The organism is Mycobacterium sp. (assembly GCF_035603715.1).
Lineage (GTDB): Bacteria > Actinomycetota > Actinomycetes > Mycobacteriales > Mycobacteriaceae > Mycobacterium.
In genome coordinates this window covers 1-15,645 of sequence record NZ_DATNJW010000525.1, presented here as the reverse complement: position 1 = coordinate 15,645, position 15,645 = coordinate 1, and the positions used below count along the sequence as shown (strand labels likewise).

The window sequence follows — 15,645 nt, the reverse complement described above, 5'->3', positions numbered from 1 at the left end:
GACGAAGCCGACGAAATGCGCATCGTCACAGCGGGCGCGCGCGCAGACCTCGGTCAGCTCGAGCAGGCTCTCAACATCTTGTCCACCCCGCAATTGGACCCGACCCGCACCGGGACGATCGCTGCCCGGCTGTTCTACGCGTACGCAGACACCCTGCTGACGCTCGATCGCGGAGACGAAGCGTTGCAATGGTTTCTGCACGCCGCCGAGGCCGACGTCGAGGGTGTCACCGATGCCGAGGATCGAGTGAGCGAGCTCGGCTGACGTGGGAACGCTTGCGCAGGAATATGATTGCCTGCTACTCGACTTGGACGGGACGGTGTTCCGCGGTCATGAGCTGACCGACGGCGCGGCCGAGTCGCTGGAAAAGGCCGCGGGCAGAAAGCTATTCGTCACCAATAATGCATCGCGCAGCGCGGACCAGGTCGCCGGCCATTTGCACGACATCGGCCTCCCGGCGACCGCTGAGGATGTCGTCACCAGCGCGCAAAGCGCCGCCCACGTTCTGGCCGACCAGCTGGAACCCGGGTCACGGGTGCTGGTCGTCGGCACCGAGTCGCTGGCCGCCGAGATCACGGCCGTCGGCCTGCGGCCGGTGCGCAGCTACGACGACAAACCCGACGCCGTGGTCCAAGGCCACTCTCCGGAAACCGGGTGGGCCATCCTGGCCGAGGCGGCGCTGGCCATTCGGGCCGGCGCGCTATGGGTGGCCGCCAATGTCGACGCCACCCTGCCGACCGAGCGCGGTCTGCTGCCCGGCAACGGTTCCATGGTGGCCGCGTTGAAAGCAGCGACCGACGCCGAGCCGCAGGTCGCGGGCAAGCCGGCACCGACATTGTTGCTCGATGCGTTGGCGCGCGGCGACTTTCAGACTCCACTCGTAGTCGGTGACCGGATGAACACCGATATCGCCGGCGCCAACGCCGCCGGGCTGCCCAGCCTGATGGTGCTCACGGGGGTCAATTCCGCGCGCGACGCGGTCCATGCCATCCGCGAACAGCGCGCGACATTCATCGGTCACGACCTCCGGTCGCTGCACGAGAACGCGGACGCGCTCGCGGTGGCCGCGCAATCGGGGTGGCACATCGACACCGGGGACGCCTCGATAACGGTCAGCAGCGCGGCCGAGGACGACGCGGGCGATGGGCTCTCGATTGTTCGCGCCGTCGCCAACGCGGTGTGGTCGAGCGGCTTGGACGGATCAACCGTGACCATCAAGGCCGGCGACGACAGCGCCCGCGACGCCCTGCAACGGTGGTCCCTGACCTAAATCCGATAGCGTAGAACAGCGATGAGTACCGACCCAGAAGAGATTCGCGCACGGATCGACGCCCTGCTCGCCGAGCTGCCCGATCCGGCGAACTCCGAGAAGATGCCCACCGAAGCCGATCTCGAAGAGCTCGCGCGCCGGCTTTCTGAGGCGCACGACATGCTGGTGCAGGCTCTGGAGTCGGCGGAGAAGGCCTGAGTCCGCTGTGCCCCGGCGCACCCGTGTTGATGCCGAGCTGGTCCGTCGAGGACTGGCTCGCTCCCGCCAGCAGGCCGCGGAGTTGATCGGCGCGGGCAAGGTCAGCATCGACGGGATGCCCGCGGTCAAGCCCGGCACTGCCGTTGCGGCGACCGCCGCGCTGAAAGTCATCGGCGAGACGGAACGCGGCTGGGTGTCTCGTGGCGCCCACAAACTCATCGGTGCGCTGGACGCCTTCGGTATCGGTGTGGAGGGTCGACGCTGCTTGGACGCGGGCGCCTCGACGGGCGGATTCACCGAAGTCCTGCTGGATCGCGGGGCCCGTGAAGTGGTCGCCGTCGACGTCGGCTACGGCCAGCTGGCCTGGTCGCTTCGATCAGACCCACGAGTGGTGGTCGTCGAGCGGACCAATGCGCGAGAGCTCACGCCCGACGTCACCGGCGGCCCGGTCGAGGCGGTCGTCGCTGACCTGTCGTTCATCTCGCTGACCACGGTGTTGCCCGCTCTGACTGGATGCGCCTCGCCCGACGCGGATATCGTTCCCATGGTGAAGCCGCAGTTCGAGGTGGGTAAGGGTCAGGTGGGAGCCGGCGGGGTGGTGCACAGTTCGGAGTTACGGGCGGGTGCCGTGCTCACCGTCGCGCGTCGCGCCGGCGAGCTCGGTTGGCACACGGTCGGGGTCACGCCGAGCCCGCTCCCGGGCCCATCGGGCAACGTTGAATACTTCCTGTGGTTGCGCGCCGAAACCGATCGGGGTCTGTCTGCTGATGAGCTGGAATGTGCGGTCCGCGTCGCGATTGAGGCGGGTCCGCAATGACGAGTGAGCGCACCGTCCTGCTGATTGTTCACACCGGGCGCGCGGAAGCTACTGAGACCGCCCGTCGGGTCGAGAAAGTGTTGAGTGACAACAATATTGGCCTTCGCGTGCTGTCCGCCGAGGCTGTCGATCGCGGACCGGTGCCGCTGGGACCGGACGATATGCGCGCGCTGGGCGTCGATATCGCGCTCGTCGACGCCGACCCCGACGCTGCCGACGGCTGCGAGCTGGTCATCGGTCTGGGTGGCGACGGCACGTTCCTGCGAGCCGCCGAGCTTGCGCGCAACGCGAACGTGCCGGTGCTGGGCATGAACCTGGGTCGCATCGGCTTCCTCGCCGAGGCCGAGACGGAGGCCATCGACAGCGTTCTCGAGCATGTGGTGGCGCGCAGCTACCGCCTCGAAGAGCGTCTGACGTTGGATATCACCGTGCGACTCAAGGGCGAGGTCGTCGCGCGCGGGTGGGCGCTCAACGAGGCAAGCCTGGAAAAAGGTCCGCGGCTAGGAGTGCTCGGCGTCGTCCTTGAGGTCGATGGGCGCCCGGTGTCGACGTTCGGGTGCGACGGGGTACTGGTGTCGACACCGACGGGGTCCACGGCGTACGCATTTTCGGCGGGTGGACCCATCATGTGGCCCGACCTGGAGGCGCTGCTGGTGGTGCCGAACAACGCGCACGCGTTGTTCGCTCGGCCGATGGTGACCAGCCCAGACGCCCGCATCGCGGTCGAGATCGAGGCCGACGGGCACGACGCCCTGGTGTTCTGCGACGGACGCCGCGAGATGCGGGTGCCCGCCGGCGCGCGGTTGGAGGTGCAGCGCTGCGACGTATCGGTGAAATGGGCCCGGCTGGACAGCGCGCCGTTCACCGACCGCCTGGTCCGCAAATTCCGTCTGCCGGTCATCGGCTGGCGCGGACGGTAACAGTGCTATCGGAAATTCGGATCGAATCGTTAGGCGCCATCAGCGCCGCGACAGCCGAATTCGACCGCGGCCTAACGGTTTTGACCGGGGAGACCGGTACCGGCAAGACCATGGTGGTCACCAGCCTGCACCTGCTCGGCGGGGCCCGCGCCGACGCCAACAGGGTCCGCTCGGGGGCCGAGCGGGCCGTCGTCGAAGGGCGGTTCACCACTGCTGATCTCGACGAGAAGGCGGTGGCGCAGCTCGACGAGATGCTGGACGCCTCGGGGGCCGAACGCGACGAGGACGGCAGCATCATCGCGTTGCGTTCAGTCAGCCGCGAAGGACCGTCGCGCGCATACCTCGGCGGCCGCAGCGTGCCTGCCAAATCACTGAGCGGATTCACCACCGAGCTGCTGACGCTGCACGGGCAAAACGACCAGTTGCGGCTGATGCGACCCGACGAGCAACGCGGGGCGCTGGACCGGTTCGCAGATGTCGACACCCGACTGGAGCGCTATCGCAAACTGCGGGACGCATGGCAGTCGGCGCGCCGCGACTTCGTCGACCGGAGCAATCGGGCCCGCGAATTGGCGCAGGAGGCCGATCGGCTCAAGTTCGCACTGCACGAGATCGACACCATCGACCCCGCACCCGGTGAGGACGATGCGCTGATCGCCGACATCCGTCGGCTCTCGGAACTGGACGCGCTGCGCGAGGCCGCATCCGGGGCCCGCGTCGCCCTGTCCGGGCTGGGCGACGACGCCTCCGCCGACCCGAGCGGACAGCCCGTATCGGCAGCGGACAGTTTGGCGCGGGCCAAGACGGCCCTGCAGTCGACCGACGACGCGACGCTGCGTGCGTTAGCCACCCAGCTCGAGGACGCGCTCACGGTCGTCGGCGACGCCGCGCGTGAGCTCGGTGGCTACCTGGGCGAATTGCCCGCTGACGCCAGCACGTTGGACACCAAACTCGCGCGGCAGGCCCAGCTGCGCACGCTGACCCGCAAATACGCCGCCGACATCGACGGTGTACTGCAGTGGGCGGGCGAGGCGCGAGATCGGCTGGCGCACCTGGATGTTTCCGAAGAGGCGCTGGCCGGTCTGCAACGTCGAGTCGACGAATTGGCACTCCAATTAGCTGATGCGGCAAGCGAACTCAGCAAGGTACGCAGCCAGGCCGCCAAGCGGCTGGCCAAGCAAGTCACCACCGAACTGTCGGGTTTGGCGATGGCCGATGCCGAATTCACCATCGAGGTGTCGACCATGCCGGCCGGTAGCGACGATCCGGCCGCGCTGACGCTTGCCTCCGGCACCCGGGCCCACGCCGGTGGCGACGGCGTCGACCAGGTCGAGTTCGGTTTCGCCGCGCACCGCGGTATGACGGTGCTACCGCTGGCCAAGAGCGCGTCAGGCGGCGAGCTGTCGCGGGTGATGCTCGCCCTCGAGGTGGTACTGGCGGCGGCGATGACAGGCACCACGATGGTGTTCGACGAGGTCGACGCGGGCGTCGGAGGCCGGGCGGCGGTGCAGATCGGTCGGCGACTGGCCCGGTTGGCCCGTAACCGGCAAGTCATCGTGGTGACGCATCTGCCGCAGGTCGCTGCCTACGCTGACATACACCTCATGGTCGATAGCAACGGGAAAAACGGCGCCAGCGGGGTGCGACGCCTCGACGCGGACGACCGGGTTGCCGAGCTGGCGAGAATGCTGGCCGGGCTAGGTGATTCGGATTCAGCGCGTGCCCATGCCCGCGAACTCCTGGAGGCCGCGGACCGTGACCGGATTGCGACCTAAATACTGCATCCGACCTTGTGACAGATGTGACAAGATATAACTTCTGAGGCTCTTGTTACGGCGCGCCTCCCCGTTGGCAGTCGGGTTCACCGACAGAATCGCCTCCATGAGCGTGACCACCACCTTGTCCTCATTGTTGTCCCGCAACACCTCGCGGCCAGGCGTCGTCGGCACCGCACGGGTCGACCGTGACATCGACCGGCTGCTGCGGCGGGTGTGCCCCGGCGATATCGCCGTCCTCGATGTCCTGGACCTGGACCGGATCACGGCCGATGCGCTCGTCGACGCCGAGATCGCCGCCGTCATCAACGCATCCCCGTCGGTGTCGGGCCGCTACCCGAACCTGGGACCCGAAGTGCTGCTGGCCAACGGTGTCACCTTGATCGACGAGACCGGCACCGACGTTTTCAAGAAGATCAAAGACGGCTCGAAAGTGCGCCTCTACAACGGTGGCGTGTACGCCGGCGACCGCCGACTGATCCACGGCACCGAGCGGACCGACGAAGAAATCGCCGAGCTGATGCAGGAAGCCAAGAGTGGGCTGGTCGCCCACCTGGAAGCGTTCGCCGGCAACACCATTGAGTTCATCCGAAGCGAGAGCCCACTGTTGATCGACGGGATCGGCATTCCCGACGTCGACATCGAACTGCGCCGCCGGCACGTCGTCGTAGTCGCCGACGAGGACGACGCCGCTGACGACCTCAAGCGCCTCAAGCCCTTCATCAAGGAATACCAGCCCGTCCTGATCGGCGTCGGCTCCGGCGCAGATGTGTTGCGCCAAGCCGGATACCGCCCACAACTCATCGTCGGCGACCCGAGCAACTTGAGCACCGAAGTCCTCAAGAGCGGTGCGCAGGTCGTGCTGCCCGCCGACGCCGACGGCCACGCGCCAGGCCTGGAACGCATCCAGGACCTCGGTGTCGGGGCGATGACGTTCCCTGCCGCGGGGTCACCGGCTGACTTGGCGCTGCTCTTGGCCGATCATCACGGTGCCGCGCTGCTGGTGACCGCCGGCCACCGCGCCAACATCGAGACCTTCTTCGACCGAACCCGTCAGGACAGCAACCCCTCGACCTTCCTCACCCGGTTGCGGGTCGGGGAGAAAGTCGTGGACGCCAAAGCTGTTGCCACGCTGTACCACAACCGGATTTCAGGTGGCGCGATCGCGTTGCTGGTCTTGACGATGCTGATCTCGGTGATCGCCGCGCTGTGGGTGTCGCGTACCGACACCGTGGTGTTGCACTGGATCGCTCAGTACTGGAATCACTTCTTGATCTGGATCCAGCGCTTCATCCATTAGGACGGTGGCGACGTGATATCTCTACGTCAGCACGCGATTTCGCTGGCCGCAGTGTTCCTGGCACTGGCGGTCGGCGTGGTGCTCGGCTCCGGGCTCCTCTCCAACACCATCACGTCCGGATTGCGCGACGAAACCCGGAATCTGCACAAGCAGGTCGACTCGCTCAACGACGAGAAGAACGTTCTGAACGGAAAGCTCGGTTCTGCCAACGCTTTCGACGCCCAGATGGCGGGCCGGATGGTGCATGACGCGCTGAACGGAAAGTCGATGGTGATATTCCGCGCGCCCGACGCGAACGACGAAGACGTCGACGCGGTGTCGAAGATCATCGGACAGGCCGGGGGAGCCGTCACCGGCACGGTGTCGTTGACGCAGGAGTTCGTCGACGCCAACTCCGCGGAGAAACTGCGCTCAGTGGTCAACGCGTCGGTTCTCCCCGCGGGCGCCCAGTTGAGCACCAAATTAGTCGACCAAGGCTCCCAAGCCGGCGACCTGCTGGGAATTGCGCTGCTGATCAACCGGGATCCGGCGGTCCCACCGGTAGACGATGCGCAGCGCGACACCGTGCTGGCAGCACTGCGCGACACCGGTTTCATCGGCTACGGCAACCAGCACGTCGGTGCGGCGAACGCCGCCGCGGTCATCACCGGCGGCTCGCTGAGCAACGACGCCGGTAACCAGGGCGTCAGCGTGGCCCGGTTCTCCGCAGCGCTCGCACCGCACGGGTCAGGCGTGGTCCTGGCCGGTCGCGACGGCTCCTCGGACGGTCCTGCCGCGGTCGGTGTGGCCCGCGCCGACGCCACGGTGACCCCGGTGATCAGCACTGTCGACGATCTCGACGCCGAATCCGGTCGGGTCACCGCGGTGCTCGGCGCCGCCGACTTGATCAACGGTGGTCGGACCGGCCAGTACGGCACCGGCCGCCGCAATACCGGGCTCACCGTCGCTCAGTAGCCGCGCCGCCGGGCGTGTTAGCGACGAGGTCGCTGAGTGTTTGTTAGGGTGGGTTTCCGTGGGTCGGCAGGCCCAAAGCTGGAAAACAGCCCTCAACAGAGGCTAGCCCTGCGCCGTCTTCACGGAGGTCGCCACATTGCGTAAGCATCCGCAGACCGCCACCAAGCATCTCTTCGTCAGCGGCGGGGTCGTCTCGTCGCTCGGCAAGGGACTGACCGCGAGCAGCCTCGGACAGTTGCTGACCGCCCGCGGGCTGCAGGTGACGATGCAGAAGCTCGATCCCTACCTCAACGTCGACCCGGGCACCATGAACCCGTTCCAGCACGGCGAGGTGTTCGTCACCGAGGACGGTGCCGAGACCGACCTCGACGTCGGCCACTACGAGCGCTTCCTCGACCGCGATCTGTCCGGTTCGGCGAATGTCACGACCGGACAGGTCTATTCGACGGTCATCGCCAAGGAGCGCCGCGGCGAATACCTCGGTGACACCGTTCAGGTCATCCCGCACATCACCGACGAGATCAAGCGCCGCATCTTGGCCATGGCCGAGCCGGACGCCGACGGGAGGCGTCCCGACGTCGTCATCACCGAGATCGGCGGCACCGTCGGGGATATCGAGTCGCAGCCCTTCCTCGAAGCGGCGCGGCAGGTTCGCCACGACATCGGCCGGGAGAACGTGTTCTTCCTGCACGTGTCGCTGATCCCGTACCTGGCGCCGTCGGGAGAACTCAAGACCAAGCCCACCCAGCACTCGGTCGCCGCGCTGCGCAGCATCGGTATCACCCCGGACGCGTTGATCCTGCGCTGCGACCGCGACGTGCCTGAGCCGCTGAAGAACAAGATCGCGCTCATGTGCGACGTGGACATCGACGGCATCATCTCCACGCCCGACGCACCCTCGATCTACGACATCCCGAAGGTGTTGCACCGCGAGGAGCTGGACGCATACGTCGTCCGCCGGCTTCACCTCCCGTTCCGTGACGTCGACTGGACCGAATGGGACGACCTGCTGCGCCGAGTGCATGATCCGCAGGAGACTGTGCGAATTGCCTTGGTGGGCAAGTACGTCGACCTCTCGGACGCCTATCTCTCGGTGAGCGAGGCGTTACGGGCGGCGGGCTTCAAGCACCGAGCCAAGGTGGAGATCCGCTGGGTGGGCTCCGATGACTGCGAGACGCCGGGTGGAGCAGCCTCGGTGCTCGAGGACGTCCACGGTGTGCTGATCCCCGGTGGCTTCGGCATCCGGGGAATCGAGGGCAAGATCGGCGCTATCTCGCATGCACGGGCCCGCGGGCTGCCCATATTGGGGCTGTGCCTGGGCATGCAGTGCATCGTGATCGAGGCCGCACGGTCCGTCGGCCTGACCGAGGCCAACTCCGCCGAATTCGACCCGGACACCCCCGACCCGGTGATCTCCACGATGGCCGATCAGGAAGAGATCGTCGCCGGCGAAGCTGACCTCGGCGGCACCATGCGGCTGGGAGCATATCCGGCCGTGCTGGAGCCGGATTCCATTGTCGCCCAGGCCTATCAGTCGACGGAGGTTTCCGAGCGGCATCGGCATCGCTATGAGGTCAACAACGCCTACCGGGACCGCATCGCCGAAAGCGGCCTGAAATTCTCCGGGACGTCTCCCGACGGGCACTTGGTCGAGTTCGTCGAGTATCCGCCGGAGATGCACTCATTCGTCGTCGGCACCCAGGCCCATCCCGAACTCAAGAGCCGGCCGACCCGACCGCATCCGCTGTTCACCGGTTTCATCGGCGCGGCAATCGAGTACAAGGCGGGCGAGCGGCTGTCCCTGGAGATGCCCGAGCGGCGAGCCAACGGCAGCGAGCAACACGATGGCGCAGAGCCGTCGCTGTCTGAGCCCGAACCTGTTACCCGTGGGTGAACACGTATTCGAGACGACCTCGTCCGAAAGCTTGCATGTGGGAACGATTTTCGCGTTGCGCGCCGACCAGGTAAGGATGCCCGGTGGCAAGATCGCGACCCGAGAAGTCATCGAGAACTTTGGCGCGGTCGCGATCGTCGCCATGGACGACGACGGCCGAATCCCGATGGTCTACCAGTATCGCCACCCCTTCGGCCGACGGCTGTGGGAGTTGCCCGCCGGACTACTCGACGTCGACGGGGAGGCCCCGTATCTGAGCGCCGCCCGGGAGCTTCGCGAGGAGGCCGGCCTTCAGGCGGAGACCTGGCAGCTGTTGGTCGATCTGGATTCCGCACCCGGTTTCAGCGACGAGTCGGTGCGGGTCTATCTGGCCACCGGCTTGAGCCAGGTGGACCGGCCCGAATCGCACGACGAAGAGGCCGATATGACCATGCAGTGGTATCCCCTCACTGAGGCGGTGCAGCGGGTTTTCCGCGGTGAGATCGTGAATTCCCTTGCAGTTGCCGGTGTTTTAGCCGCCTATGCAGTCAGCGAGGGCATCGCCGAGCCACGGCCGGTGGATGCGCCATGGACCGACCGGTCCACGGCGTTCAGAGCGCGAAAGGCGGCCCGATGACGACGCTGGCGCCACCGCTGGAGGGCCAGCTGCAGGGATACCTTGATCATCTGACGATCGAGCGGGGAGTCGCCGCCAACACGTTGAGCTCCTATCGCCGCGACTTGCGCCGCTACTTCGAGCACCTCACCGTGCGCGGCGTCGACGACCTGGCCAAGGTCAGCGAGGACGACGTGAGCGAATTCCTGATGGCCTTGCGCCGCGGCGATCCCGATTCCGGCGTCTCGCCCTTGTCGGCGGTCTCGGCGGCCCGAACCCTGATCGCTGTGCGCGGTCTGCACCGGTTCGCCGCAGCCGAAGGCTTGGCCCAATTCGACGTCGCTCAGGCCGTCAAGCCACCGACACCGGGGCGGCGTCTGCCCAAGAGCCTCAGCCTCGATCAGGTCCTGGCCCTGTTGGCCGGCGCCGGCGGCGACAGCCCGTCCGACGGCCCACTGACACTGCGTAACCGCGCACTGCTCGAGCTGCTGTACTCGACCGGCGCGCGCATCTCGGAAGCAGTCGGACTCGACGTCGACGACATCGACACACACGCTCGGTCGGTGCTGCTGCACGGCAAAGGCGGCAAGCAGCGGCTGGTTCCGATCGGACGGCCCGCTGTGCAAGCACTGGAGGCCTACACGGTCCGCGGGCGATCCGAATTGGCCCGTCGCGGGCGCGGTACGCCGGCCATTTTCCTCAATGCCCGCGGCGGCCGGCTGTCGCGTCAGAGCGCGTGGCAAGTCCTGCAGGATGCTGCCGAGCGCGCCGGTATCACCGCAGGCGTCTCGCCGCACACGCTGCGGCACTCGTTTGCGACACACCTGTTGGAGGGTGGGGCGGACGTCCGCGTGGTGCAGGAGTTGCTGGGACACGCATCGGTGACCACGACGCAGATCTACACCATGGTCACCGTGCACGCGCTACGCGAAGTCTGGGCCGAGGCCCATCCACGGGCGCGTTAGCCGCCCACTCCACCCGCGAAAGTTAAGTAGTCGGCTACTCAAGCCGACCCCAAAAGTGCTCGCCACACTGACCAAAGTCGAAGTAACGGTCAGGAGTGATGATGGCGAAGCTCGGTCAGCACGCGGTTGTTCTCGGGGCAAGCATGGGCGGGATGCTCGCCGCCAGGGTCCTAGCTGATTTCTACGAGACCGTGTCAGTGGTGGAACGCGACGTCTTGCCGGACGACCCCACCAATCGGCGGGGGGTGCCCCAGGGCCGGCATGTTCATGCCCTGCTCAGACGTGGCGGCCAGATCATCGATGAACTCTTCCCTGGCATTCTCGACGAGCTGGCCGCTGCCGGTGCACCCGTTCTCGATGACGGGGATCTGTCCAAGGTCTGGATGTCAGTCGGCGGACATCAGCTGGTCCGGGTCGGTACGGCACGGGATCGACAAGCAATGACGGTGTATGTTCCGAGCCGGCCGTTTCTGGACTGCCATATCCGGCGGCGACTGCGGGCGGTCCCGAACGTGACGATCCTGAGCGGGCTGGATGCAGCCGAGATGACGTCGTCGGCGGATCGGAACCGCGTCACCGGCGTGCGGGTGGTCAACCGCGACAACGGCACCGAACAGGAGTTGACGGCGGACCTGGTCGTCGACGCGATGGGTCGCGGAGCCCACACACCGAACCTTCTGGAAAGCCTTGGCTACGACCGTCCGGTCGAGGACCAGATATTCATGCGGACGTGCTACGTCAGCCAGCCGTTGCGAATTCCGCCCGGCACTGTTGAGCAGATGGTCTTGGTTGGCGCCGCGCCGGGCCGGCCCACCGGGATGTTTCTGGTTGGCTATGAGAATGACACGTGGATCTTCACAGTCTTCGGGATGGTGGGCCACGAGCCGCCCGGCGATCTGGCCGGCATGCTGTCCTTCGCCGAGGACTACGCCCCCGCCCACGTGCTGGCGGCAATACGGGCCGCCGAACCGATCGGGGAGGTGATTCGGCATCGGATGCCGTGCAGCCAGTGGCGGCGCTACGACAAGATGCGACGGTTTCCCGACGGCCTGTTGGTGAGCGGCGACGCGATCTGCAGCTTCGACCCCATCTACGGGCAAGGCATGACGGTGGCAGCGCTGGAAGCCATGGCATTGCGGGATTGCCTGCTCCGCGGCCGGCGCAACCTCGCCCGGCGCTACTTCCGTGCCGCAGCGAAATCGATTGGTGTGGCTTGGCGGATGGGCGCCGGCAGCGACCTGGCTTTTCCGGAGGTCCAAGGACGGCGACCGCTGTCAATGCGTGTGACAAACCGACTTGCTGATTGGGTGCTTACCGCGTGTGAGTCCGACGCCGTGATCGTCGAGAAGTTCTTCCGGGTCAATAACCTCATCGACCCGCCGGTTCGCCTGATGCACCCCTACTTCGTCTCCCGCGTCGCCGCGGTCAACATGCGCCGCCGACAAGGCGATCACGCAACCCCGGCAACCGCATTGGCTCGATGAAAGTGCGGCCGCGGACGGCCCGCTAGTCGAGCGAGTCCCAGAAGCGGGCCAGGACGTCTGCGCTGCGCGCCGGATCCTGCACCATCCACCAGTGGCCCAGGCCTTCCAGCACCTCGGTGCGGGCGCCCGCGCGTTCGGCCGCGCGGCGCCGGATCTCCGCCGAGCCGACGTAATGGTCCTCGGTCGCAAGCACGCTCAACCCGGGTCGTGCCGCGGCCTTCTCCAAATCCTGGCCGGCCTGTGCCATGACCGGCTGCCGCGCCGAGCGGTACAGCAGCAAAATCGCGCGGCCCATCTCCGCACCCGCACCGGCGGCCAGCTTTGTGGCGACCTCCGGTGTCATGCCGAGCCCCGTCAGCCGTTGAGCCTGTTCTTCCAGCGGCGCGCCCATCATGGTGTCGACCAGCTTTTCGCCCTCGCCGGGCGTCTGCCAAACCTGGGCCAGGTCATGCCATACGTAATCCGGGTCGAATAGTCCGACGACGTCGCTGACCCAACTGCGCACCAGCTCCGGGCGATGCATCATCGCGTTCAGCACGTGGCCGCCGCCCCAGTCGTGGCCGACCAGGTCAACCGGGCGGGCGAAGCGGGTCAGCTCGCCTTCCAACCAGTCCCGGTAATCCAGGTAAGTGGCCGGCCAGCTGTCCGGCAGTGGGGCACCGAACCCGGGCGGGGACAACCGGACCACATCATCTCGACCGAGTAGCTCGACGAGAGGGTCCCAGACCGCAGCGGTCTCCGGGTTGCCGTGTACGAATACCACCGTCATGGACACATCCTGGCACGCGCAGGATACGGCGGCGGCGCGGTCGCAGAACCTGATCGCGTCTCCTGGGCACCCGAAATGGCTGCCGCCGTTCGGAATACCGCAAACCCCGTGACCTCAGGCGCGTTAGCCGCCCAGGTACTCGGATTCCAACATCAGATCCGAGATCAAGCTCTGGTACTCCACGTGGGCCTTGTGCTCGACGGTTTTCCATACCGTGCCTTCTTGCTGTCGCATGTATGCGCGGTACTTCGGGACGCCCACCCTAGCCCGCTCGGCATTCAAACCGGGCTGTCCCCAAATTCGCTGGTTACGTTGTTGCGGGTCTCACAGCGCGGGCGCGTATACCCGTTAGACTCTCCTGCGATGTCCGCCATTTCCCGACCGCCGCGCATGCCGAGGCGATCCATGCTGCCGAGCCGCAGTCGGGCATGACTGACAACGCCGACAGCGGCACCGAAGTCGGCCTGACCGGGCGCCCACCGCGGGCGATCCCCGAACCCAAGCCGCGCACCTCGCACGGACCGGCCAAAGTCGTGGCGATGTGTAACCAGAAAGGCGGCGTGGGAAAGACCACCTCGACGATCAACCTTGGCGCCGCCCTGGCCGAATACGGCCGACGGGTGTTGCTGGTGGACCTCGACCCGCAGGGAGCGTTGTCGGCCGGCCTCGGTGTGCCGCATTACGAGCTGGAACACACGGTGCACAACCTGCTGGTCGAACCGCGGGTGTCGCTCGACAACGTGCTGATGCACACCCGCGTCAAAAATCTGGACCTGGTTCCGAGCAACATCGACCTGTCGGCCGCGGAGATCCAGCTGGTCAACGAGGTCGGACGCGAGCAGACACTGGCCCGCGCGCTGCACCCAGTGCTGGACCGTTACGACTATGTCCTGATCGACTGCCAGCCGTCGCTGGGCTTGCTGACCGTCAACGGCCTGGCCTGCTCGGACGGCGTCATCATCCCGACCGAATGCGAGTTCTTCTCGCTGCGCGGCCTGGCCTTGCTGACCGACACCGTCGAGAAGGTGCGCGATCGGCTCAACCCGAAGCTGGACATCAGCGGCATCTTGATCACGCGCTACGACCCGCGCACCGTGAACTCCCGCGAGGTGATGGCCCGGGTGGTGGAACGGTTCGGCGACCTCGTGTTCGACACCGTCATCTCCCGTACTGTCCGCTTCCCGGAGACCAGCGTCGCCGGCGAACCGATCACATCGTGGGCACCGAGATCGGCCGGCGCGGCCGCATACCGGTCGCTGGCCCGCGAGGTGATCGACCGGTTCGGCGCGTGAACGGCGGGACGACCTGCGAGGCATCACCCCACAACGGCTTCCAGGTCAAGTTGACCAATTTCGAGGGGCCGTTTGACCTTCTGCTGCAACTGATTTTCGCGCACCGGCTCGATGTCACCGAAGTGGCGCTGCACCAAGTCACCGATGACTTCATCGCCTACACCCGCGCGATCGGCTCCGAGCTGGGACTTGACGAGACCACCACGTTCCTCGTCGTGGCAGCGACGCTGCTCGACCTCAAGGCTGCGCGGCTGCTGCCGTCCGGCCAGGTCGACGACGCCGAGGATCTGGCGCTGCTGGAAGTCCGCGACCTACTTTTCGCCCGGCTGCTGCAGTACCGGGCGTTCAAGCACGTCGCGCAGATGTTCGCCGAGTTGGAGGCCGCCGCGCTGCGCAGCTATCCGCGGGCGGTGTCGCTGGAAGACCGCTACGAAGACCTGCTGCCCGAGGTGATGTTGGGCGTCGACGCCGCGCGGTTCGCGGAGATCGCGGCGACCGCGTTCACGCCACGGCCAGTGCCGACGGTGGCCACCGAACACCTGCACGAGCTGATGGTCTCGGTGCCCGAGCAAGCCAAACAGCTGATGTCGCTGCTGGAAAAGCGTGGCATCGGCCAGTGGGCATCGTTCTCCGACCTGATCACCGACTGCACGGCGTCGATCGAGATTGTCGGGCGCTTCCTGGCTCTGCTCGAGCTGTATCGGTCCCGGACGGTAGCATTTGACCAGTCAGAACCGCTTGGTGTGCTCCAGGTTTCATGGACCGGAGAACAACCCCCCAGCGACGAATTGCGGGACCAATACTCATGACCGAGCCATCGTCCGACGAGGACTTGGACATCGACGCAGCCGGCCCGAACCCGGGCGCCGACGTGTCCGATTTGGACTCAGAATTCGATCTGTCCGATGACAACCTCGGCATCGACGTCGCGACGGCACCGGAGCTCGAGGACACCGAGCTCGGTGCGGTGCTGGAGGCGCTGCTGCTGGTGGTCGACACCCCGGTGACCGTCGAGGCGCTGGCCGCGGCCACCGAGCAGCCGGCCTACCGGGTGGCGGCCAAGCTTCGGGCGATGGCCGATGAGCTCACCGAACGAGACAGCGGCATCGACCTGCGCGAGGCCGGCGGGGGATGGCGGTTGTACACCCGGGCCCGGTTCGCGCCGTACGTTGAGCGCTTGCTGCTGGACGGATCTCGCTCGAAGCTCACTCGGGCGGCGCTGGAGACACTCGCGGTGGTGGCCTACCGGCAACCCGTGACACGCGCACGGGTGAGCGCGGTGCGCGGGGTCAACGTCGACGCGGTCATGCGCACACTGCTGGCGCGCGGGTTGATCACCGAAGCGGGCACCGACGCCGACACCGGGGCGGTGACCTTCGCGACCACCGAGCTGTTCTTGGAACGCCTCGGAC

15 protein-coding genes and 1 pseudogene are annotated in these 15,645 nt (G+C 66.6%); 15 read left to right on the top strand and 1 reads right to left on the bottom strand.

Annotation, left to right across the window (positions count from 1 at the left end):
• The 12 genes and pseudogenes from VN856_RS21745 to VN856_RS21690 all read left to right on the top strand — a co-directional run.
• Window positions 1–264, top strand: a pseudogene (locus VN856_RS21745) (hypothetical protein); the annotation flags it as partial.
• Between the two features lies 1 nt (window position 265).
• Complete coding sequence (locus tag VN856_RS21740; RefSeq protein WP_325692816.1) at window positions 266–1,270, top strand: HAD-IIA family hydrolase; 1,005 nt, start codon at window positions 266–268, stop codon at window positions 1,268–1,270.
• Between the two features lie 21 nt (window positions 1,271–1,291).
• Window positions 1,292–1,468, top strand: a complete 177-nt coding sequence (locus VN856_RS21735) for a hypothetical protein (protein WP_325692814.1) — start codon at window positions 1,292–1,294, stop codon at window positions 1,466–1,468.
• Window positions 1,469–1,475: 7 nt separating this feature from the next.
• A complete protein-coding gene (locus VN856_RS21730) occupies window positions 1,476–2,285 on the top strand; it encodes a TlyA family RNA methyltransferase (RefSeq protein WP_325692811.1) in 810 nt (269 codons plus the stop codon).
• Window positions 2,282–3,205: an NAD kinase gene (locus VN856_RS21725; RefSeq protein ID WP_325692808.1), complete on the top strand. Its 924-nt coding sequence runs from the start codon at window positions 2,282–2,284 to the stop codon at window positions 3,203–3,205. Before VN856_RS21730 ends, VN856_RS21725 begins: the two co-directional genes overlap by 4 nt.
• Before the next feature lie 2 nt (window positions 3,206–3,207).
• The gene (gene recN, locus VN856_RS21720; RefSeq protein ID WP_325692805.1) at window positions 3,208–4,980 is read left to right on the top strand and encodes a DNA repair protein RecN; all 1,773 of its coding nucleotides are present in this window, start codon (window positions 3,208–3,210) and stop codon (window positions 4,978–4,980) included.
• A 106-nt stretch (window positions 4,981–5,086) separates the two neighbouring features.
• The gene (steA, locus tag VN856_RS21715; RefSeq protein ID WP_325692803.1) at window positions 5,087–6,280 is read left to right on the top strand and encodes a putative cytokinetic ring protein SteA; all 1,194 of its coding nucleotides are present in this window, start codon (window positions 5,087–5,089) and stop codon (window positions 6,278–6,280) included.
• Window positions 6,281–6,292: 12 nt separating this feature from the next.
• Window positions 6,293–7,234 (top strand): copper transporter, encoded by a 942-nt coding sequence (locus tag VN856_RS21710; protein ID WP_325692800.1) that lies wholly within the window; start codon window positions 6,293–6,295, stop codon window positions 7,232–7,234.
• Between the two features lie 136 nt (window positions 7,235–7,370).
• A complete protein-coding gene (locus VN856_RS21705) occupies window positions 7,371–9,128 on the top strand; it encodes a CTP synthase (protein WP_325692797.1) in 1,758 nt (585 codons plus the stop codon).
• Window positions 9,121–9,744 (top strand): NUDIX hydrolase, encoded by a 624-nt coding sequence (locus VN856_RS21700; RefSeq protein ID WP_325692794.1) that lies wholly within the window; start codon window positions 9,121–9,123, stop codon window positions 9,742–9,744. Before VN856_RS21705 ends, VN856_RS21700 begins: the two co-directional genes overlap by 8 nt.
• Complete coding sequence (gene xerD / locus VN856_RS21695) at window positions 9,741–10,688, top strand: site-specific tyrosine recombinase XerD (protein ID WP_325692791.1); 948 nt, start codon at window positions 9,741–9,743, stop codon at window positions 10,686–10,688. The genes VN856_RS21700 and xerD overlap by 4 nt, the downstream gene beginning before the upstream one ends.
• A gap of 101 nt (window positions 10,689–10,789) precedes the next feature.
• Window positions 10,790–12,172 (top strand): 2-polyprenyl-6-methoxyphenol hydroxylase-like oxidoreductase, encoded by a 1,383-nt coding sequence (locus VN856_RS21690; protein ID WP_325692788.1) that lies wholly within the window; start codon window positions 10,790–10,792, stop codon window positions 12,170–12,172.
• 22 nt (window positions 12,173–12,194) lie between these two features.
• On the opposite strand, the gene VN856_RS21685 is transcribed toward VN856_RS21690, so the two are convergent.
• Window positions 12,195–12,941: an alpha/beta hydrolase gene (locus VN856_RS21685; protein WP_325692785.1), complete on the bottom strand. Its 747-nt coding sequence runs from the start codon at window positions 12,939–12,941 to the stop codon at window positions 12,195–12,197.
• Between the two features lie 428 nt (window positions 12,942–13,369).
• Between VN856_RS21685 and VN856_RS21675 the strand changes: the two genes are divergently transcribed.
• From VN856_RS21675 to scpB, 3 genes are all read left to right on the top strand, one after another.
• Window positions 13,370–14,233: a ParA family protein gene (locus tag VN856_RS21675; RefSeq protein ID WP_325692783.1), complete on the top strand. Its 864-nt coding sequence runs from the start codon at window positions 13,370–13,372 to the stop codon at window positions 14,231–14,233.
• Window positions 14,230–15,042 carry a segregation/condensation protein A gene (locus tag VN856_RS21670; protein WP_325692779.1) on the top strand — a complete coding sequence of 271 codons (813 nt, stop codon included), beginning with the start codon at window positions 14,230–14,232 and terminating at the stop codon, window positions 15,040–15,042. Before VN856_RS21675 ends, VN856_RS21670 begins: the two co-directional genes overlap by 4 nt.
• Window positions 14,991–15,645, top strand: a 655-nt coding sequence (scpB, locus tag VN856_RS21665; protein WP_414687020.1) for an SMC-Scp complex subunit ScpB, incomplete at its 3' end; no start/stop codon positions are given. The genes VN856_RS21670 and scpB, both read left to right, overlap by 52 nt.